This window comes from Rickettsia australis str. Phillips (assembly GCF_000273745.1).
Classification (GTDB): Bacteria; Pseudomonadota; Alphaproteobacteria; order Rickettsiales; family Rickettsiaceae; genus Rickettsia; species Rickettsia australis.
The window spans coordinates 56,830-77,040 of sequence record NZ_AKVZ01000018.1 but is presented as its reverse complement, the minus strand read 5'-3'; the positions used below and the strand labels follow the sequence as shown (position 1 = coordinate 77,040).

The window sequence follows — 20,211 nt, the reverse complement described above, 5'->3', positions numbered from 1 at the left end:
GTGAGCCATACATTAGTTAGGAATAACATTATGTTAAGAATAATTTATTGGAGTATTAATCATGCTACTGACAAATACTGAAAATTCTTACGGCTTAATTGCAAAACTTTTTCACTGGATAATGAGTATTATAGTTATAGTAATGCTCGTTGTTGGTTTCTTAATGGATAATTATATAGAACCGCCTCTAAAATAGGAATTATACGTGATACATGAAGCAACCGGTATAGTTGTTTTATCTTTAGTAATAATACGTCTTTTATTGAAGTTCTATAATGCTAATGTTTTATTACCAGCTGATTTACCGAATTGGTAGAAAAGAGCCGCTAATATTAATATAAATTTGCTATATCTTTTAATGTTATTAATGCCGATAAGCAGCTTTTTCATGACTATCCTATCAAATCATCATATTAATTTTGACGGTTTGTTTACTATAAGTTCTTTTGTTCAAGATTTACAATTTGCCAAAATCTTTAAAAAAATCCATAAAAAGACTGCTTTGTTATTTACTGCTTTAATTATTTTGCATATACTAGCTGCGTTATATCAGCACTTTATTAGGAAAGATAACGTACTTAATAGAATGTGGAGTGAATAGTGCGTGTCATTTCCCGCGTAGGCGGGAATCCAGAATTTTTAAGTAAATTATAAACTAATTTTTATATCACTTAACTTGTTTTTAGTATTTTTACTGGATTCCCTCCTACGCTAGAATGACATCATAAACTCTCCACTTTACAGTTTAAAGATTAATTATTATACTGTGCTTTAATTATTTAAATAAATTATTTAAAATGAATATTCATGAATATCAAGCAAAAGAGATTTTAAGAAAATACGGCGTACCTACTTCCACTGGACTCGTTGTTACGAAAACCGAAAAGATTAACGAAACCATAGATAAGTTAAATACGGAAGTATATGTGGTTAAAGCACAAGTACATGCCGGCGGTAGAGGTAAAGCAGGCGGTGTTAAGGTTGTTAAGAGTAAAGAAGAAGCCAAAAAAGTTGCTCATGACATGCTTGGTATTAATTTAGTAACACATCAAACAGCACCTCAAGGACAAAAAGTAAATCGTCTTTATATCGAATCAGGTTGTGATATCTTAAAAGAATATTATTTCAGTATAGTATTTGATAGATCGGCGAGTTGTATTACTTTCATAGCTTCTACCGAAGGAGGAGTCGATATTGAAGAAATAGCAGAAAAAACTCCGGAAAAAATTATTAAATTTTCTGTGGATCCTGCAATCGGTTTACAAGATTTTCATATGCGTGGTATAGCTTATGAGCTAGGTTTTAAGGATAACCAAGCTAAACAGATGAAAGAAATAGTAAAATCAGTCTATCATGCTTTTATTGAAACTGATGCGGCACAAATTGAAATCAACCCGTTAATTGTACAAACGGACGGAAATTTACTCGCTTTAGATGCAAAAATCACTTTTGACGATAACGGCTTATTCAAACATCCAAATATTACGGCAATGCGTGATCACGATGAGGAAGATCCTTTAGAAACTAGAGCGGCAAATGCGGGGCTTAGCTATGTAAAAATGGACGGTAATATCGGTTGTATGGTTAACGGTGCAGGTCTTGCTATGGCTACTATGGATATTATTAAGCTTTACGGTGCGTCACCTGCAAATTTCTTAGATGTTGGCGGCGGGGCTGATCGTGAGCGTGTAAAAGAAGCTTTAAAAATAATTTTATCCGATAAAGAAGTGCAAGGAATCTTGGTTAATATTTTCGGCGGTATTATGCGTTGTGATATTATAGCGGAAGGGATTATTGCAGCTGCAAAAGACATAGGGATAAAAGTGCCATTAGTAGTCCGTTTAGCCGGTACTAACGTTGAAAAAGGCCAAGAAATTTTATCAAATTCCGGTTTAGAAATAATACCGGCATATGATTTAGCAGATGCGGCAAATAAGATAGTCGAGGCTATTAGGTAGGTAATCGTCATGAGCTAGGCAGTCGTAGTATACTTACGTGGCTTTTATGTCATTCCCGCGTGCGTAGGCGGGAAAATGACATAATAATGATCCATGCAACAACGCATTCAGTTGCACGCAATGACGATGACAATTACACAAAATAAAAACAATAAAAATTATTTAACATGGCAATATTAATAAATAAAAAAACAAAAGTTATCTGTCAGGGCTTTACTGGTTCACAAGGAACTTTTCACTCTGAACAAGCGATAGCTTACGGCACTAACATGGTTGGCGGTGTCACACCCGGCAAAGGCGGTCATACTCACCTTGATTTACCTGTATATAATACCGTACATGAAGCAAAAGCAAAAACCGGTGCAAATGCAAGCGTTATATATGTTCCGCCCAGCTTTGCCGCTGATTCGATATTAGAAGCAATCGATGCCGAAATTGAAGTAGTAGTATGTATAACGGAAGGAATTCCGGTACTTGATATGGTGAAAGTAAAACGTGCTTTAGTCGGTTCTAAAACTAGATTAATCGGTCCTAACTGCCCTGGAGTTATCACACCAGGTGAATGTAAAATCGGTATTATGCCTGGGCATATTCATAAAAGAGGAACGATAGGTATTGTTTCAAGATCAGGTACTCTAACTTATGAAGCAGTAGCACAGACAACAGCCGTAGGACTTGGACAATCTACATGTGTCGGTATAGGCGGTGATCCTGTTAACGGCACTAATTTCGTTGATTGTATTGATATGTTTTTGAAAGATGATGAAACAAAAGCAATTATTATGATTGGTGAAATTGGCGGTAATGCAGAAGAAGATGCAGCCGAGTTTATCAAGCAATCAAAAATCAAGAAGCCTATTGTTAGCTTTATTGCAGGTATTACAGCACCTCCCGGTAAAAGAATGGGACATGCCGGAGCTATTATTGCCGGAGGACAAGGAAGTGCCGAAGATAAGCTTGAAGCTCTACAAAGTGCCAGCGTAACTATCACTAGATCCCCTGCCGATATCGGTAAAGCTATGTTTGATTTGTTAAATAAAGGCTAAAATTATTCAACAGCAATCGATGTCATTCCTAGCTAAAAGCAGGAATCTAGAAAAATAATTTTAATATGTCCACTTTCGCGGGAATTTCTTGTTGCACGTATCAATTTCACCTCTGTCATCCCGTAGCTTGACCACGGGATCCAGTTAAAAATACTAAAATTATTAGTATTTTTTATTGTTTTTATGGACCCCATGGGTCAAGCCACGGGGATGACACAGCTGGTTTTACCGGTCCACGCAACAACAACCTCGCGGGCATGACATCCTAAACATTCGTATAATTGAACGCTCACGGATATGGTCAATTTCAAAAAGAGCAAGGAGTCTGCAAGTCGAGGAACGGAACATATACTTAACAAGTGAGCACCGCAGCTCTTGCTAGATAACACTGCCAATTTTTGAAATTCACCGAGCATCCCTAATTTCTTTAACTATATTTAGTAATTGTGGGAAATCTATTAACCCAGGTATTAATTGTGAATCAATTATATACGCAGGTACTCCTTGGATTCTAAGGCTTCTAGCTATTTTCATATTTTGAGTAATGAAATCTTTAATCTCATTGCTATCGGCAGTTTCTTCAATTTCCGTAGCATTTAAGCCATTCTCGGTTAATAACTCTTTTATGGATTCCTTAGAAACATCTCTTATTTTTATTAATTCATCATGAACAGCTTTAAATTTACTTGGATTAACCTTATAAACGGCTAAAACTATTCTTGCAAGATATTCAGAAGCATCTCCAAGGATAGGGAGTGGTCGTAATATAACTTTAACTTTTGGATCATTTTGCAATAATTCATTTATAGAAATATCGCCTTTTTTACAATAAGAACAATTGTAATCATAAAAAGCAATTATTATTACATCCCCGTCTTTATTTCCTATAACAGGAAATCTTGTACTATCTTCAATACCTAACTTATTATCTTTTAGATAGTTATTAACTTTAGTCTCATTTTCCTGTACTTTACGTTTTTGCAAGCCTTCTATTGATTCTATTATTATTTCCGGAGTTTTAAGCAAATAATCTTTGATTATTTCTTGGACTCTTTCCTCTTCACATTTCCTTGCATCCTCACTTTGTTTAACCTCAATGGAAACCGGATTTGTAGAATAAGTTTTCATTGTTTTGAAAACAAATAAAACTCCTATCACAACTACAAATATAACCAATATTTTACCTATAATATGCTGCATAAATTCCTTTTTAAAAAATTCTATATTGTTTTTACTGGAAATCGTCATTGCGAGGAGCGAAGTGACGTGGCAATCCAGCAAAAATAATAAAAAAATGCTATAAATTAGTATTTTTTACTGGATTGCGTCGTCGAATTACTATGTAATTCTTCTCGCAATGACGCTTATTTCTGTCTTATTAATCTACTCTGATCTCTTTTCCAGTCTTTTTCTTTAATTGATTCTCTTTTATCATGTAATTTCTTACCTTTAGCAATACCAAGCTCAACTTTCACTTTATTTTTTTTATTAAAATACATAGAAAGAGCTACTAGCGTACAGCCTTTTATTCTAATTCTACCAATAATTTTCTTTATCTCTTTAGTATGCAACAATAATTTACGAGGTCTACGAGTAGAATGATTAAATCTATTCGCTTTTTCATATTCTGCAATATGGCAGTTATACAAAAATACCTCATGTCCGGTATCTGCTGCATAGCTTTCCTCTATAGAAGCTTTGCCTTGACGCAGAGATTGTACTTCACTCCCCTTTAATACAATACCTGCTTCTAATCTTTCTTCAATAAAATAATTAAACAGGGCTTTCTTATTTTGTGCAATAACTTTCTTATATTCGGTCATATTTTTATAGATAGTGATGTTATAATGTTTTCAATTTGTTTTTTCGCACTATCGCTTGCTTCAGTTAATGGAAGTCTAATTTCATTTTCACATAAACCTAAATAATGAGCGGCATATTTTATCGGAATTGGATTAGATTCTACAAACAAAGCTTTATATAAAGGCAGTAATTTCTGATGGATTTCTAATGCTCCTTTAGTATTATTCTTATACCACTTCTCTAATAGCTCTTTACACATATCGGGAGCAATATTAGAGGCTACAGAGGTCCACCCTACCCCGCCTTGTGCATTAAAAGCTAAAACTACTTCATCATTACCGGTTAAAATATTAAAATTCTTTTTAACTATTGCTCTAATCCGCAATGGACGTTCTAAATCTACACCGCAATCTTTTAATGCTAAGATACGCGGTAGCTCGCTAAGCCTTAATATCGTCTCATCAGAAAAATCTACTCCGCTTCTAGTTGGAGCTGAATATAATATAATAGGTAGATTACACGCTTCATGTAATGCTTCAAAATGCTTATAAATCCCGTGTTGTGTAGGTTTTACATAAGATGGTGGACTAGCCATAAAACCCTCAACTTTGATTTTTGTAGATTCCGCTGCAAGTTCTATTGCATAAGCGGTATTATTTGATGAACATCCGCTTATTATAGGAATACGCTTATTAACGATTTCTACGCTAGTTTGCAGTAATAATTTATATTCTTCAAAACTCAAACTACTACCTTCTCCGGTTGAACCTGCAATTAATATTGCATCGACTTCATGCCTTATTTGATGTTTTAAAATTCTCTCTAAAGCATATAAGTCTAGCTTATTATCTTTAAAAGGTGTTATAAGTGCGGTAATTAAACCTTTAAATATATTATTCATTGTTTTTTATTTTTTTATTAATTTGTCATTGTGAGGAAGTATTGGACTCATGGTTCAGCTTCCTAATTTGTTATCCCACGACTTAATCGCGGGATCCAGTGGTCAAGCCACGGGATGAAAGATTTAGCACTTTTTCCTACTCCCTAACAACACGCCCATACTCTTCTTGCACAAGTTCTGCAATTTTATGATTCTCAAAAATAAGCTTTTTATTGCCAAGATCTATAGAACTAATATTTTGCACCTCAATTGCCGTACCTGTAACAAAACATCCGGTAAAATTCTCTATTTGCTCTAATTTCAAGCGCTCTTCTTTTACTTCTAGACCTAAATCTTTTGCAATTTCAATAATAGTCTGTCTTGTTATACCATTTAAAAATCTATCAGCAATTGGAGTATATAATGTTTTATCCTGAACAAAGAAAATATTTGTTGTAGTACATTCAGCAATATACCCTTCATAATCAAGTAATAATGCGTCATCATAGCCAAGAGCTTTAGCTTCTTTTTGACTCGTTATTGCCATATTATATTGCGCGGCGGATTTAGATTGTACCGGGGTGCTATCAGGCATTGCTTTACGCCAGCGGCTTACATGTAAATTTATACCTTTCTCAAAAGACCTGGGCATTGATGGAATACCGGCAATCAAAAGATTAGTAGACAAATCAGGGTTAGTAATATTTAGTGATTCGTCTCCGCACCAAATAAGCGGTCTTATATATGCATCCTTAATATTATTTTGTTTTATTACAAGTTCATGAGCTTTTATTATCTCGTCCACACTATAAGGTACTTTTAAACCTAATGCTTCTGCTGATTTTATTAATCTTTCCGTATGTTCTTTTAGTTTAAAAACTTTGCCGTTATAAGCTCTCTCACCCTCAAATACCGATCCTGAATAATGCAGGCTATGAGTTAAAACATGAATCCTTGCGAATTGATAAGGAACTAAATCACCGTTAATCCAAACATGCCAAAAAATTTGCTCTAGTTTTATCATTGTCATTAACTTATATTTATATTAAAGTAGATATAATTTAAGATGTCACCCCGTGGCTTGACCCCACGGGGTCCAAACAAACAGCTTATGATATTAATAATTTTACTGGATCCCGTGGTCAAGCCACGGGATGACAAATGAGTATACATGCAACCACATAAAGCACATATTTTAATCGTAGATGATGATAGCAGAATATTAGCACTTTTAAAGCAGTTTTTAAATAAAAACGAGCTTTTAGTATCAACGGCAAGCTCAGTCATAGAAGCTAAAAATCTATTAAAAAATTCTAATTATGATTTAATTATTTTAGATGTTATGTTACCTGAAATAACAGGACTTGATTTTGCTACTACTATAAGGGATGCCGGTAATAATATTCCTATAGTTATGCTTACTGCTTTATCGGAAGCCGATGACCGTGTTAAAGGACTTGAAGCTGGTGCCTCTGATTATATAACTAAACCTTTTGAACCGAGAGAATTATTACTTCGGATAAATAATTTAATTAATAATTATAATAACTTTAAAAAAGAAACGAATATAATTAAATTCGGCAATAATTTCTATAATTTTGATACAAAGGAATTCACTAAGAACGATCAAATCATACCTCTTAGCTCTACCGAACAAAAATTACTTGAGATATTAATAAAAAATTCCGGTAAATCTACTAGTCGTTTTGAACTTTCAAAAATAATGGGAGGTCTTAGTATGCGTTCTATCGATGTACAAATTACAAGAATAAGAGGCAAAATAGAAGACAACCCAAAAGAGCCAAAATATTTAAAAACCGTGCGTAATGAGGGCTATGCACTTTATATTTGATCACTTTATGTCATTCCCGCGTAGGCGGGAATGACATCGAGCAGGCTTCTTGAGCCATATAGGCAATGCCAATTACGTATACAAATTACATATGAGCTTTATATCTAAATTATTACCGAGAACATTATTTGTACGGTTTATGTTTATTATAATCATTCCGATTTTAATAGGACAAATCGTTGCTATATTCTTGTTTTACGATCGTCATTGGTATAATGTTTCATATTATACTAGTACTATTATTATCAATGAAATAGAATCACTGATTAAAGAACATAGAAATAATTCAAGAGAAATAACCCATTTATCAGAAAATTATCTTAATTTATCTTATCAATTTCAGCTTAATAAAAAGTTATCTATAAAACAACCTAAATTAAGTGAGCCTCTTACTATATTTAAAAATATTTTAGCTACAAAAATCCATGAAAAAAATATAGTTAAGCTGAATAAGGAAAATAAAATTGAAGTATTTTTAGAATTAAAAGATGGAATATTATATATTACTTTTCCTGCAAAATTACTACTTAATCCTACGGTATATATATTTGTTTTATGGATTATATCTTTAACTGTTATATTACTTTCTGTTTCTATTATTTTCTCCAAAAATCAAATTAAATCAATACTCACTCTTGCGGATAGCATGGATAAATTTGGTCGAGGTGTTTTAAAAGACAAAAATTTCCAACCTTCAGGAGCTTTAGAAATAAGAAAAGCAGGACTTGCTTTTTTAAAAATGAAAGCTCGTATTGAAAAACAAATTACTAAAAGAACCACTATGCTTGCTATGATTTCTCATGACCTTAGAACTCCTTTAACAAGAATGAAACTACAACTTGAATTAATGGAAGAAAGCGAAGAAATCGAAGGGTTAAAACAAGATATATTAACTATGCAGCAAATGATAAATTCTTATTTAGATTTTGCTAAAGGTGAAAGTACAGAAGAATTTGAAGAAATTTTATTACTACCTTGGATAGAACATTTTTTAAACAAATGGTCACATGTAGATATTGAATTTATAAAACTTAATAATATAGATAATTCAAAAGCACGAATTAAACCGAATTCTTTTGAAAGAGCCTTGTCTAATTTAATCGGTAACGCTATAAAGTATGGAACTAAAATTAAAATATCTTTGACAGATAATCCATCTACCGTAGCTATCATTATTGAGGATAACGGTATCGGTATAGATGATACAGAAAAACATCTTGTATTTAAACCGTTTTATAGATCAGATAAAGCAAGGCAGCTTGATAATGCAAGTAATGTAGGACTTGGGCTTGCTATTACTAAAGAAATAATAAACGATTATAAAGGCTCTATTTATTTAGAAGATAGCAAGGATTTAGGCGGGCTATCGGTAAGAATTGAAATACCTAAAATATGACCGCCGATGTCATTCCCGCATAGATACCAAATCGTCATTGCGAAAAGAATTACGTAGTAATGCGACGAAGCAATCCAGTAAAAAATTCTGATTTACAGAATTTTTTATTATTTTTTCTGGATTGCCACGTCGCTTCGCTCCTCGCAATGATGGTTTTAGTATCCACGTAACAGTACCCGCTCGCAATGACGGAAAAATCGATCCATACAGCAACATCTAAAATATAAAATAATGACTAACATAAAACATTTAGCAATAATAATGGACGGTAATGCTCGTTGGGCAGATCGGCATCACTTAACAAAATCTGAAGGACATAAAACAGGTGCTGATAAAATTCGTGAATTACTGCCTGAGTTTATTAACCTTAATATACCTTATATAACTTTATATACTTTCTCTTCCGAAAATTGGCAACGCTCAAGCATGGAGGTAGATTTCTTAATAAAATTATTAAGTATTTATTTAAAAAATGAATTAAACAGTTTACATAAAAACGGCGTTAAAATAAAAGTAATAGGTAGGCTTAACTTATTAAGTAGCTCATTGCAAAAACAAATAAATAATGCTATAGAATTAACAAAAAATAATAATAAAATAACACTTTGTATAGCTTTTAGTTATGGAAGTCGCCAAGAAATAGTTGATGCCTGCACAAAAATTATTGCAAGCGGTAAAAAAGAAGTAAGTGAAAGTGATATACAGCATGCTTTATATGATCCAGAAATGCCGGATGTAGATTTATTAATAAGACCTGGCGGGGTTTATCGCATCAGTAATTTCTTGCTTTGGCAGGCAGCTTATGCTGAATTATATTTCTCACTCAAATATTGGCCTGATTTTAATAAAGATGATATACTAGAAGCTATAAATGATTACTCAAAAAGGAAAAGAACATTTGGCAAAAGATAAACAAAATATATATTTAAGAATCCTGTCCGGTATAGTTTTAGTGCCGTTATTTGTTATAGCCATATTATGGTTTAAGCCTTTATTTTATATTCTAATGATATTATTGGGTGTGGGAATGTTAAGTGAATGGTATAATATGACCTACTCTTCTATACCGTATTCAGTACTGGGACTAATTATTATCCCGATTCCTATAGCTCTATTAATATTATTGGAAGATACTAATAAATGGCTTATTATGCTTTATTTTTGCATTATTTGGTCTGTAGACACTTTTGCAATGATTGGCGGCAAAACTTTTAAAGGAGCAAAGCTTGCTCCAAAAATCAGTCCTAAAAAAACTTGGAGCGGTTTAGTTACAGGAATATTATCAGCAGGTTTGGTTGCGGTATTAGTGAGTTTTATACCAAACTTTCATATTGAAAATTACTATTTTTCAAATAAAATTTATTTGTTTATAATTAGTTGTATATTAGCATTAATAGCTCAATCAAGTGATTTATTTATTTCATATTTTAAGCGAAAATTTAATATTAAAGATAGCGGTCATATAATACCCGGTCATGGAGGAGTGCTAGACAGATTTGATAGTATTATTTTAACCGCTCCGGTATTATTTTTTATGAATATATATTTATGATACTACATTTAAACAATCATTCTAAAAAAATAATTTTAAATATCTTTTTAGCTTTACTGCTTGGATATTTTGTTTTTCATTGCATATATGGGAACAAAGGGATTATTGCATATTTAAAAGTAAATAGGCAGCTTGAAAAAGCTTATGATGAACTGAAAGGCTTACGAGCAGAAAGAGTAGAACTTGCACATAACGTCAAATTACTCCGAACGGAATCGCTAAATAAAGATATGTTAGAAGAACAAGCAAAGAAAGTTTTAGGAGTAGCTGCTCCAAATGAGCAGGTGTTTACAATAAAAGACACACCTAGTCAAAGGTAGGTATCGTCATTGCGAGCAACTAAAGGTGTTGTTGCATGACGCTTATGTCATTCCTGCGGAAGCGGGAATGACATAAAATAAATAGAGAAGAACATCCCAAACAACATGATTAAAAAAGAATTGAATATAATTTATGACTATAACAATTTATCAAAACGACCTACCTAATAATTTTGAACTTGAAGGAGATATCGCTATAGATACTGAAACAATGGGGTTAAATCTACATAGAGATAAACTATGTTTGCTACAATTTAGTAACGGCAACGGTGAAGCCCATCTTGTTCATTTTGTAAATCAAGATTATACTGCTCCTAATTTAAAAGCGTTATTGCTAGATAAAACTAGATGCAAGATATTTCATTTTGCTAGATTTGATTTAGCATCTATAAAAAAATATTTAAGTATAGATTTAGAAAATATCTTTTGTACTAAAATATCTTCAAAACTAGTTAGAACATATACAGATAGCCACGGTCTTAAGGATTTATGCCGAGAATTACTTAATATCAACATTTCAAAACAACAACAATCTTCCTATTGGGGTACTGACAATTTATCTTCAGAACAAAAAGAATATGCAGCAAAAGATGTGCTTTATTTGCATCAGTTAAAAGATATGTTACAAAAAATGCTACTTAGAGAAAATAGGCTCGAGCTTGCCCATGATATTTTTCGTTTTTTACCAACAAGAGCTAATTTAGACCTTATCGGTTGGAATGAAATCGATATTTTTATGCATTAATTTAAATTAAGATAAGTTAATAAAGATATTAAATTATTAACATAGTAAATTGACTTCAAGTATACAATCTTACACTCTATTTAAAGAGGGCATCGATGTAATACTCTATGTCTTTGCTGCAGAAGAGGCGTTATTGCGTGGTTCGGAAAACGCACTCGGTGTCATACCGTGGCTTGACCACGGGATCCAAAAATATAACTTAAAATACTAATAATTCTTAGTATTTTTAACTAGGCCCCGTGGTCAAGCCACGTGGTGACACCGAGTAGTTCTTCTCACAATAACAATGCAAACAATATAGTCAATGCAGTTAGGATTCGGATACAAGAAGCGGGGAGCAAAACCTATCAATAATAGGCGAGACGATGAGTAACGCAGTAGGTGAGTTCAAATCAATTAACTATAATATTCACAATTTTACGAGGCACAAGAATAATCTTTTTCGGTTCTTTTCCTGCTAAGAATTTTTGTACCTTTGGCAAATTGACGGTAATTTGCTTTATTGCATCTTCACTTACGGCAGTTTTAAACTCATAGGTATCACGGAGTTTGCCGTTAACCTGCACTGCCATAATATATGTATCTAACTCTAGCATTGACTCATCAAATGCAGGAAAAGCTGATTTATATAACCGCTCTTTATTGCCAAGCTTCTGCCAAATTTCTTCTGTAATATGCGGGATAAAAGGATTTAGTAGCTGTACTAAAATATTAAAGCCATGCCGTACAGTTTTTACATCAATTTTATCTTTGGATATTTCAGAGAATATAGCATTAGAAAGCTCACGCATACGTGCTATTGCTCTGTTTAGGGCAAAATGCTTTATATCTTCTGCGACGTGCTTTATAGTAAAATGAACTAACCTATTAAGCTCTTTGTTAATATAACTTGCTTCTAAAGGTAATTTGTACATCGATCCGGTACTCGCATCTTCACGTACTAAAGTGTACGCTACGGTGTTGCATTCCATGTTTCCTTCAAATTCCTCTTTATTAGCTTCGTTATATAAAAATTTTATTGCCTCAAACATTTGCTCAAGCTTATTAATAAAACGTGAGCAGCCTTCAATACCGCTTATAGACCATTCTAGATCTTTCTCAGGTGGACTATCGGACAGTACAAAAAGCCTAATAGCATCTGCCCCATATTGCTCTTGCATTGTCTCAAGATCGATGAGATTCTTTTTAGACTTACTCATCTTCTCAATGCGTCCCTGCACTACTCTATTATTGCTTCCCTTATGAAAAAATTCATTACCCTTTTTAACTACTTCTTCAGGATATAACCAATTATTATGTTCATCTTTATAAGTAGCATGCAACACCATACCTTGAGTAAATAACCCTTTAAAAGGCTCTCGAACACTTACATAATTCTGTTCGTTCATTACTTTTGTGAAAAACCTTGCATATAATAAATGCATAACGGCGTGCTCGATGCCGCCTATATATTTATCAACCGGAAGCCAATAATCACAAGCTTTTTTATCGGTCATCTCTGTAGCATTGCTATTGCAATATCTCGTAAAATACCAAGATGATTCAAAAAATGTATCAAAAGTATCGGTTTCACGAATAGCCGGCTTATTGCATTTCGGACAATTCACATGTTTCCAACTAGGATGATGAGCAAGCGGATTACCGTGACCGTCAAAACTAACATCATCAGGTAACGTAACTGGTAAGTCTTTGTAAGGTACCGGAACTATGCCGCAAGCTTCACAATGAATCATAGGAATCGGACAACCCCAAAAACGCTGTCTTGAAATCCCCCAATCTTTTAGACGATAATTTATGCTGCGTTTACCTATCTCTAATTTTTCAAACTCCTCGATTACTTTTTGTTTTGCTTCATTACTAGTTAAGCCATTTAGAAAATTTGAGTTAACCAAAATTCCATCTTCCGTATAAGGGGTCTTTTGTACATCAATATCCGTTTCAATTACCTGCTTAATAGTTAAGTTCATTTTAACAGCTAATTTATGGTCACGTTCATCATGAGCAGGGCAACCGAACACAGCACCGGTACCGTAATCCATTAACACAAAATTAGTAATAATAACCGGTAAAACTATATTTGAATCGAAAGGATGAGTAACATCAAGACCGGTAAATACACCTTCCTTTTCAGCTTTATCACGCTCAACAGAACATGTTATATTTGCACATTTAGCTATAAAATTCGATATTTCAGGTGTTTTAGAAACTAATCGTTCTATTATCGGATGATTAAATGCAATTCCTATAAAGCCAGCACCAAAAATGGTTTCGGGTTTTGTTGAAAATACTTCTATAGTAATATCTTCATTATCCTTAATTTTGAAATGAAAATTAGCACCTATCGATTTACCAATCCATTTCTCTTGCATAGAGCGGACTGCTTCAGGCCAATCTTTTAAATTCTGAATTTCGTTTAATAATTCTTCAGCATCATCAGTGATTTTTAAGAACCATTGCTTTAAATAACGTTTCTCAACTACTGCACCTGAACGCCAACCACGCCCGTCTACAACTTGCTCATTCGCAAGCACGGTATTATCAACCGGATCCCAATTAACAAGTGATTCTTTTTGATAAGCAAGATTTTTCTCATAAAGCTCTAAAAAAAATTTCTGCTCATGTTTATAATACTGCGGATCACAACTATTTATCTCTCTAGACCAAGCATAAGAAAAGCCCATAGATTTTAGCTGCTTTTTCATATTCTTGATATTAGAATAAGTCCAATCTTTCGGATGAGAATTATTTTTTATTGCGGCATTTTCGGCAGGTAGCCCAAAAGCATCCCAGCCCATCGGATGAAGCACGTTAAAACCTTGCATAGTCATAAACCTTGCAATAACATCACCTATAGAATAGTTGCGTACGTGACCTACATGGATTTTACCGGAAGGATAAGGCAGCATTTCAAGTACGTAATATTTTGGCTTGCTACTCTCGTTTGATACCTCAAAAGCTTTCTCGTCATGCCAAATTTGCTGCCATTTTTGTTCTATTTGATTCATATCTTCTTGTTAATTTATTATCACCCCGTGGCTTGACCACGTGATCTTGCATCACAGACTGCGTCCTGAGACCGTGGTCAAGCCACAAGGTGACATAGAGGTAATATAATCACCTAGCACTATTAATATATATATCTCTAGCTTTTCTTAAAATTTTATCTTCAAGTGTGATAGCAAGATTTGAGGTGTTTTCATTAAGTACCCATTGTTTATTTTTAAGCATTTCTTCAAATACTTTCACTTCAATTGAATCAGGGCTTATTACATCGTCTTTAATAAATATATTTATTTTAAATCGAAAATTAGAATTAGAACGTGGGCTATACCATTCCGTAATAATCACGCCGCCGTTTGAGTCAGCTGATGTAAGAGGAGCAAAACTTATAGTCTCTAATGCTGCTTGCCAAAGATATTTATTAACTGAACCTCCTACAGCTTTAGTAGATTCGTTTTTTACCCTACTAGGTCTAAAAACTAACCCTTCTTCACCTGCTATAGAACCTACTTCATCCCATTTCTGCTCTCGTTCTGTTTTTGGATAATCATCCGCTAAGATACTAGTACTTATTGCACTAAGTATCATTACAAAAAATAATCCGATAATTTTTTTCATAACCAATATTTAATTAGGGTGTTTGATGGAAATAATAGAGAAGCTTTGGCTATTAGTCAAAAATTATTTGAACTAATTGTATGTCATTCCTATACCCCCTCTATGTCATTCCCATGGAAGCGGGAATCCTTCATTGTCATACCGCGACTTGATCGCGGTATCCAGCTAACAATACTAAAATTATTAATACTATAAGTGTTTTGATGGATACTGTGGTCAAGCCACGGGATGACATCGAGTGTGCTTTTTGATCCACGTAACAATGCCTTGCCTGAATAACATACAGCTACTCTATACCTTAACAGGCATGACGACAAAAATATCTTTAGGATTCTCAGGAAATTTAATAAGTACTGGTGCTGAAACATCTGAAAAATATAGTTCTACTAAATCCGATTTCACTGCTTTTAAGACATCTTCCAAATATTGTGGATTAAAGCCTATAGCTAAAGGCTCATCACTATTATATTCATAAAAACTTTCCTTATCTTGTGAAGAATTAATAACCTCTTTTGCGTTACCTCTTGCTTCACCGACAGCACTAATCTCTAAGGTTTCGCGAGATAATGATAATTTTACTGCTCTAAATTTTTCAACGGTTATTATCGCTATTCTTTCTATACTATCTGCAAATATTTTTCGATTAATTACTAATTTTGAGCTGCTGCTTTCTGGAATAAAAGCACTATAATTAGGGAAAGTACCGTCTATAAGCTTTGATAGCATAATAGTATTTTCGTTACATATAAATTTAATCTTATTGCTACTTAATAAAATTTCTATATCTTCATTTATATTTTTAGGATCTTTAACTATTTTTAAAATTTCTTCTGCACTTTTTTGCGGTAATATAACTCCAAAATTCTTTATGTGTTTTTCTAATGTTACCCATGAAATTGAAAGCCTATGCCCATCGGTACTTGCCGAATAAAACTCTTTGTCTTTTATGTGTAAATAAACACCGTTTAAATTATAACGAGTTTCATCTAAAGAAATCGAAAATTTTGTCGATTCGATTATTTTAGCAAAATCCGTGCAGGAAATTTTAAAACCTGCTTCAGGATTAATACTATCCATTGGAGGAAAAGAACTAACCGGCAAAGTAAATAAATTAAATTTACAATTTTTGCCTTTGATTTCAAGTCCCGTTGTACCGAGATCTGTTAATATAAGCTCGGAATCCGGAAGTTTGCGTACTATATCATGTAGAGTTTTCGTAGAAACGGTAAGTTCACCTTCACTTACTACCTGTACTGCTATTTTTTGACTTAAGTACAAATCCATATTAGTAGAACTAAGCTCTAGATTGCCGTCTTTTGCCGATAATTTAATGTTTGCATATTCAGGTATTACATTACGTTTTTCAACAACGGAACTTGCAAACCCTAGGGACTGAACTAACGTTTTTGTTTCAACTATTAATTTTAACATATTGTTATTCTCTTAATGTTCCTTGAAATTTTTGCGAGATGGCAACAACTAAATCTTTACTGAACGAATTTAAATCAGTATCAGACAACGTCCGATCATCTGCTTGTAGCTCTATTTTAATGGCTATAGATTTTTTACCTTCAGGTAATTTATCACCGCTATAAATATCAAATAATATAACTGATTTGACAAGCTTTTTATTAAAATTATTTATATATGATATTATTTCACCGACTCTATGATCTTGATCAACAATAAATGCATAATCTCTAAAATTAGCTTGGAAATCTGATACTGCAAATTCGTCTCTTTTACCGCATTTAGCTTTTTTCAACGGCAAATTCGTAATATTTAACTCGAATGCAAATATTTCCTGATTAATATCGTAATATTTCAAGATTTTAGGGTGTATCTGTCCAAAATGACCTAATAAATTTTTACCAAGCCCTATATTTACTGCTCTAGTTGGATGATAATATTGTGGCAATGCTGTCCCATCTGTTGCTATACATTTATCTATAGATAATCCTGCATAATCCACTACCAGCTCTAAATCACCTTTAAGATCAAAAACATCATAGCCTCGTCCAAGTGAATGAGGATTTTTATTACTATATGAACCGCTTATAATTGCCGTCAAATAAGTTGCTTCCGTATTTAAATCTATAAAACTCGGTCCAACTTCAAAAAAAGCCATATCTTTTACAGAGCGTGCTAGATTTTTACTTACTATACTTAACAAATTCGGCAGTATAGTAGGACGCATATAATTGTCTCCTATGCTAATAGGATTAAGCAAAAACAACTCTTTTTTTAATTCAGCAAATAACTTTGCATCTTCACTACTCATAAAAGAATTAGTTACTACCTCATCATAGCCTTTGCTTGCTAATATCCTTTTAAAACTAGATATTCTTTTATGCTCTCTTAGCTTATTATTATCTTGGTCTAATTCAGGTAATTTTATGCTTTCTATTTTATCATAGTCGTAAATACGAGCGATTTCTTCAGCTATATCTTCTAAAATAGTTATATCGTGACGCCAAGAAGGAGCTATTACCTTTATAATCTCACCTTTAACATCCGTAACAAATCCTAGTTTATTTAATATAGCTTCTATCTCTTTGATATTTAATTTAATTCCCGTAATTTTTTCTAAATAGTATGCTGAAAAATCTAAAGGTTTTTTTTGCGGCTCTTTCTCACCGCATTTCACTACTTCCGATACTTCACCATTTCCGCATATTGACAAAATAAGATTAGTTGCTATGTCTAAAGCTTTTTCCGTAAAATTTCTATCGATATTACGCTCATTACGATATCTAGCATCAGTATCAATTTGCAATCTTCGCCCGCTAGCTGCAACCATTTTAGCATTAAAACATGCAGCTTCCAGTATTATATTAGTTGTACTATCAGTACAACTACTCTTAGCCCCGCCAATGACACCGGCAAGACCTTGAATACCGCTTTCATCTTTTATAGCTAAATCATTTTCGGTAAGTAAATATTCTTTGCCGTTTAGGGCGTGGAAAGTAATTGCGTCATTGTTGTCATCCATGCCACCCTCTATGTCATTCCCGCTTACGCGGGAATCCATAATAACCTTATCACTATCTAGAGCATCGCTTTTGCCATAAGAATTATTGGATTCCCGCGTAAGCGGGAATGACATAGAGGGATATCTCTCAACCACAATCCTCCCACGTATCTTATCCGCATCGTAAGCATGCATCGGTTGCCCAAAACTATAAGAAATATAATTTGTTACATCCACTAAACTTGAAATAGTTTGTACCCCGACATTTTTTAATAATTTCCGTAACCAATCAGGGCTTGGTTTATTTTTTAAATTTCTTATTTCTCTAAAAGTAAATAAAGGGCAAGCTTCTTTGTCTTGCACGTTAAGCTTAATTTTAGAAGTAAATGTACTCTTTATTTCCGGAATTTCTAATTCTTTAAGTATTCCGAGTCCTTTTGCCGATAAATCTCTTGCGATACCGTAAACTCCAAGTGCATCACCACGATTAGGAGTAACGTTAATAACAAATATAGGATCATCTAAGCCGTAATACTTAGTAAAATTCTCTCCAACTACAGCATCTTCAGATAGCTCTATAATCCCTTCAGACTCTGAAGCTAGCAGTAATTCCTCTTCAGAGCAAAGCATACCGCAGCTTTTTTCACCTCTAATAATAGATTCCTTAATCTTAAACTTACCATTTGGTATTTCTATTCCGATATTTGCAAGTACTACTTTTATACCTGCTCTTGCATTACTCGCACCACAAACTATTTGTAACATACCGCTTTTAGTCTCAACATCACAAAGCTTTAACTTATCAGCTGACGGGTGAGGTTTAGTACTTGCTATATATGCTACTTCAAATTTTTGTAGCTCTGCCGCTTTATCTATCACCTCTTCTACTTCAAGACCAATAGCTGTGAGGGCTTCGGCAATTTCAGTCACTGAAGCCGATGTCTCTAACAATTGCTTTAACCATGATAACGTAAACTTCATTTCGTAAGCCCTCCTGCTAAATTCGGTATATCAAAGCTCCCAAAATTATAATGTTTAAGCCAACGCATATCTCCTTCAAAAAATTGTCTTAAATCTTTGATATTATATTTTAGCATTGCAAAACGCTCTACCCCAAGCCCAAAAGCAAAACCTTGATACTCGCTGCTATCGATACCGACATTTTTAAGCACGTTTGGATGAACCATCCCGCAACCAAGGACCTCAAGCCATTTATTGTCTTTATTCATCCGAATATCAACTTCGGCAGAAGGTTCGGTAAATGGGAAAAAGCTGGGTCTAAAACGTAATTCAATATTAGAATTTTCAAAAAAGTTTTTTATAAATTCCGTGATAACATATTTTAAATGCCCCATATTGATATTTTTATCAATAACAAGTCCTTCTATTTGGTGAAACATCGGTGTATGCGTCATATCCGAATCTGATCTATAAGTCCTACCAGGTGCTATAAACCTAAAAGGCGGATTGCCGCTTTTCATAGCTCTAATCTGTACTGTTGAAGTATGAGTACGTAATAACAACGGTTTATTATTTTCCTGACCTTTCAAATAAAAAGTATCATGCATTTGCCTTGCGGGATGGTCATCTTCAAAATTGAGAGCAGTAAAATTATGGAAATCATTCTCGATATTCGGTCCGTTTTCTATAGTAAAACCAAACTGCGAAAATACTTGTATTAACTCCTCGCTACATTGTGTTATTGGATGAATAGAACCTTGTTTATATCTCCTTGCAGGGATTGTTAAATCAATTTTATCGGCAGCAAGTTTTAAATTTAGTTCCTGCTCCTCTAAAATTTTTTCTTTTGCTCTTATTATATTCTGTATTTTATCCTTTAATTTATTGATTTTTAAGCCAAATTTTTTACGTTCCTGTTCATTTAAACTACCTAGTTTTTTAAGCTCACCCGTCACTATACCGTTTTTACCTAAAAATTCTACTTTATATTCTTGTAGTGCTTTTAAGTTTTGTACTAATAAGATTTTTTCCTCAGCAAGCCTTAATATTGTTTCTATATTTTTCATGATTTTTTTGTTTTTTTATTTTGTTTTGCCACCCCGTGGCTTG

At 33.4% G+C, this 20,211-nt stretch carries 22 protein-coding genes and 1 pseudogene; 12 read left to right on the top strand and 11 right to left on the bottom strand.

The window, feature by feature from the left end; genetic code table 11:
* The first annotated feature begins 61 nt into the window (after positions 1-61).
* The 4 genes from A452_RS12505 (at position 62) to sucD (ending at position 3,004) form a co-directional block, all read left to right on the top strand.
* On the top strand, positions 62-196 hold the full coding sequence (locus A452_RS12505) for a hypothetical protein (RefSeq protein ID WP_014412786.1): 135 nt from the start codon (positions 62-64) through the stop codon (positions 194-196).
* Positions 197-358: 162 nt separating this feature from the next.
* A complete protein-coding gene (locus tag A452_RS0102785) occupies positions 359-601 on the top strand; it encodes a cytochrome b (protein ID WP_081482385.1) in 243 nt (80 codons plus the stop codon).
* A 196-nt stretch (positions 602-797) separates the two neighbouring features.
* On the top strand, positions 798-1,958 hold the full coding sequence (gene sucC, locus A452_RS0102780; protein ID WP_014412788.1) for an ADP-forming succinate--CoA ligase subunit beta: 1,161 nt from the start codon (positions 798-800) through the stop codon (positions 1,956-1,958).
* A 167-nt stretch (positions 1,959-2,125) separates the two neighbouring features.
* Positions 2,126-3,004, top strand: a complete 879-nt coding sequence (sucD, locus tag A452_RS0102775) for a succinate--CoA ligase subunit alpha (RefSeq protein ID WP_014412789.1) — start codon at positions 2,126-2,128, stop codon at positions 3,002-3,004.
* Between the two features lie 32 nt (positions 3,005-3,036).
* Here sucD and A452_RS11365 read toward each other — a convergent pair whose 3' ends face one another.
* From A452_RS11365 to A452_RS0102755, 5 genes are all read right to left on the bottom strand, one after another.
* Positions 3,037-3,198 carry a hypothetical protein gene (locus A452_RS11365; protein WP_155813375.1) on the bottom strand — a complete coding sequence of 54 codons (162 nt, stop codon included), beginning with the start codon at positions 3,196-3,198 and terminating at the stop codon, positions 3,037-3,039.
* A gap of 211 nt (positions 3,199-3,409) precedes the next feature.
* Positions 3,410-4,204 (bottom strand): DsbA family protein, encoded by a 795-nt coding sequence (locus A452_RS0102770; RefSeq protein ID WP_014412790.1) that lies wholly within the window; start codon positions 4,202-4,204, stop codon positions 3,410-3,412.
* A gap of 164 nt (positions 4,205-4,368) precedes the next feature.
* Entirely contained in the window at positions 4,369-4,827 is a 459-nt protein-coding gene (gene smpB, locus A452_RS0102765; RefSeq protein WP_014412791.1) for an SsrA-binding protein SmpB, read from the bottom strand.
* Entirely contained in the window at positions 4,824-5,708 is an 885-nt protein-coding gene (gene dapA / locus A452_RS0102760) for a 4-hydroxy-tetrahydrodipicolinate synthase (protein ID WP_014412792.1), read from the bottom strand. Before dapA ends, smpB begins: the two co-directional genes overlap by 4 nt.
* Positions 5,709-5,844: 136 nt before the next feature.
* Positions 5,845-6,717 carry a branched-chain amino acid transaminase gene (locus A452_RS0102755; protein ID WP_014412793.1) on the bottom strand — a complete coding sequence of 291 codons (873 nt, stop codon included), beginning with the start codon at positions 6,715-6,717 and terminating at the stop codon, positions 5,845-5,847.
* Between the two features lie 141 nt (positions 6,718-6,858).
* On the opposite strand from A452_RS0102755, the gene A452_RS0102750 reads away from it, so the two are divergent.
* From A452_RS0102750 to A452_RS10410, 8 genes and pseudogenes are all read left to right on the top strand, one after another.
* Positions 6,859-7,539: a response regulator transcription factor gene (locus A452_RS0102750; RefSeq protein ID WP_014412794.1), complete on the top strand. Its 681-nt coding sequence runs from the start codon at positions 6,859-6,861 to the stop codon at positions 7,537-7,539.
* 91 nt (positions 7,540-7,630) lie between these two features.
* Positions 7,631-8,935, top strand: coding sequence for a sensor histidine kinase (locus A452_RS0102745; RefSeq protein ID WP_017208521.1), 1,305 nt, complete (start codon positions 7,631-7,633; stop codon positions 8,933-8,935).
* 231 nt (positions 8,936-9,166) lie between these two features.
* Complete coding sequence (gene uppS, locus A452_RS0102740) at positions 9,167-9,847, top strand: polyprenyl diphosphate synthase (protein ID WP_014412796.1); 681 nt, start codon at positions 9,167-9,169, stop codon at positions 9,845-9,847.
* Entirely contained in the window at positions 9,807-10,487 is a 681-nt protein-coding gene (locus tag A452_RS0102735) for a phosphatidate cytidylyltransferase (RefSeq protein ID WP_014412797.1), read from the top strand. Before uppS ends, A452_RS0102735 begins: the two co-directional genes overlap by 41 nt.
* Positions 10,484-10,807 (top strand): FtsB family cell division protein, encoded by a 324-nt coding sequence (locus A452_RS0102730; protein ID WP_014412798.1) that lies wholly within the window; start codon positions 10,484-10,486, stop codon positions 10,805-10,807. Before A452_RS0102735 ends, A452_RS0102730 begins: the two co-directional genes overlap by 4 nt.
* 133 nt (positions 10,808-10,940) lie before the next feature.
* Entirely contained in the window at positions 10,941-11,552 is a 612-nt protein-coding gene (locus A452_RS0102725) for a ribonuclease D (RefSeq protein ID WP_014412799.1), read from the top strand.
* Positions 11,553-11,601: 49 nt separating this feature from the next.
* Entirely contained in the window at positions 11,602-11,763 is a 162-nt protein-coding gene (locus A452_RS11870; RefSeq protein WP_231289950.1) for a hypothetical protein, read from the top strand.
* Positions 11,764-11,862: 99 nt separating this feature from the next.
* Positions 11,863-11,959 (top strand): annotated as a pseudogene (locus A452_RS10410) (palindromic element RPE2 domain-containing protein); the annotation flags it as partial.
* Here the strand turns inward: A452_RS10410 and leuS are convergent.
* The 6 genes from leuS to pheS all read right to left on the bottom strand — a co-directional run bounded on the left by leuS (position 11,945) and on the right by pheS (position 20,168).
* The gene (gene leuS / locus A452_RS0102720) at positions 11,945-14,557 is read right to left on the bottom strand and encodes a leucine--tRNA ligase (RefSeq protein ID WP_014412800.1); all 2,613 of its coding nucleotides are present in this window, start codon (positions 14,555-14,557) and stop codon (positions 11,945-11,947) included. The pseudogene A452_RS10410 and the gene leuS overlap by 15 nt on opposite strands.
* Before the next feature lie 109 nt (positions 14,558-14,666).
* Positions 14,667-15,170 carry a DUF3576 domain-containing protein gene (locus tag A452_RS0102715; protein WP_014412801.1) on the bottom strand — a complete coding sequence of 168 codons (504 nt, stop codon included), beginning with the start codon at positions 15,168-15,170 and terminating at the stop codon, positions 14,667-14,669.
* Between the two features lie 89 nt (positions 15,171-15,259).
* A complete protein-coding gene (locus tag A452_RS11865; protein WP_238533851.1) occupies positions 15,260-15,433 on the bottom strand; it encodes a hypothetical protein in 174 nt (57 codons plus the stop codon).
* A gap of 28 nt (positions 15,434-15,461) precedes the next feature.
* Entirely contained in the window at positions 15,462-16,601 is a 1,140-nt protein-coding gene (gene dnaN / locus A452_RS0102710) for a DNA polymerase III subunit beta (protein WP_014412802.1), read from the bottom strand.
* 4 nt (positions 16,602-16,605) lie between these two features.
* Positions 16,606-19,122, bottom strand: coding sequence for a phenylalanine--tRNA ligase subunit beta (gene pheT, locus A452_RS0102705; RefSeq protein ID WP_014412803.1), 2,517 nt, complete (start codon positions 19,120-19,122; stop codon positions 16,606-16,608).
* Entirely contained in the window at positions 19,119-20,168 is a 1,050-nt protein-coding gene (pheS, locus tag A452_RS0102700; RefSeq protein ID WP_014412804.1) for a phenylalanine--tRNA ligase subunit alpha, read from the bottom strand. Before pheS ends, pheT begins: the two co-directional genes overlap by 4 nt.
* Positions 20,169-20,211: the final 43 nt, after the last annotated feature.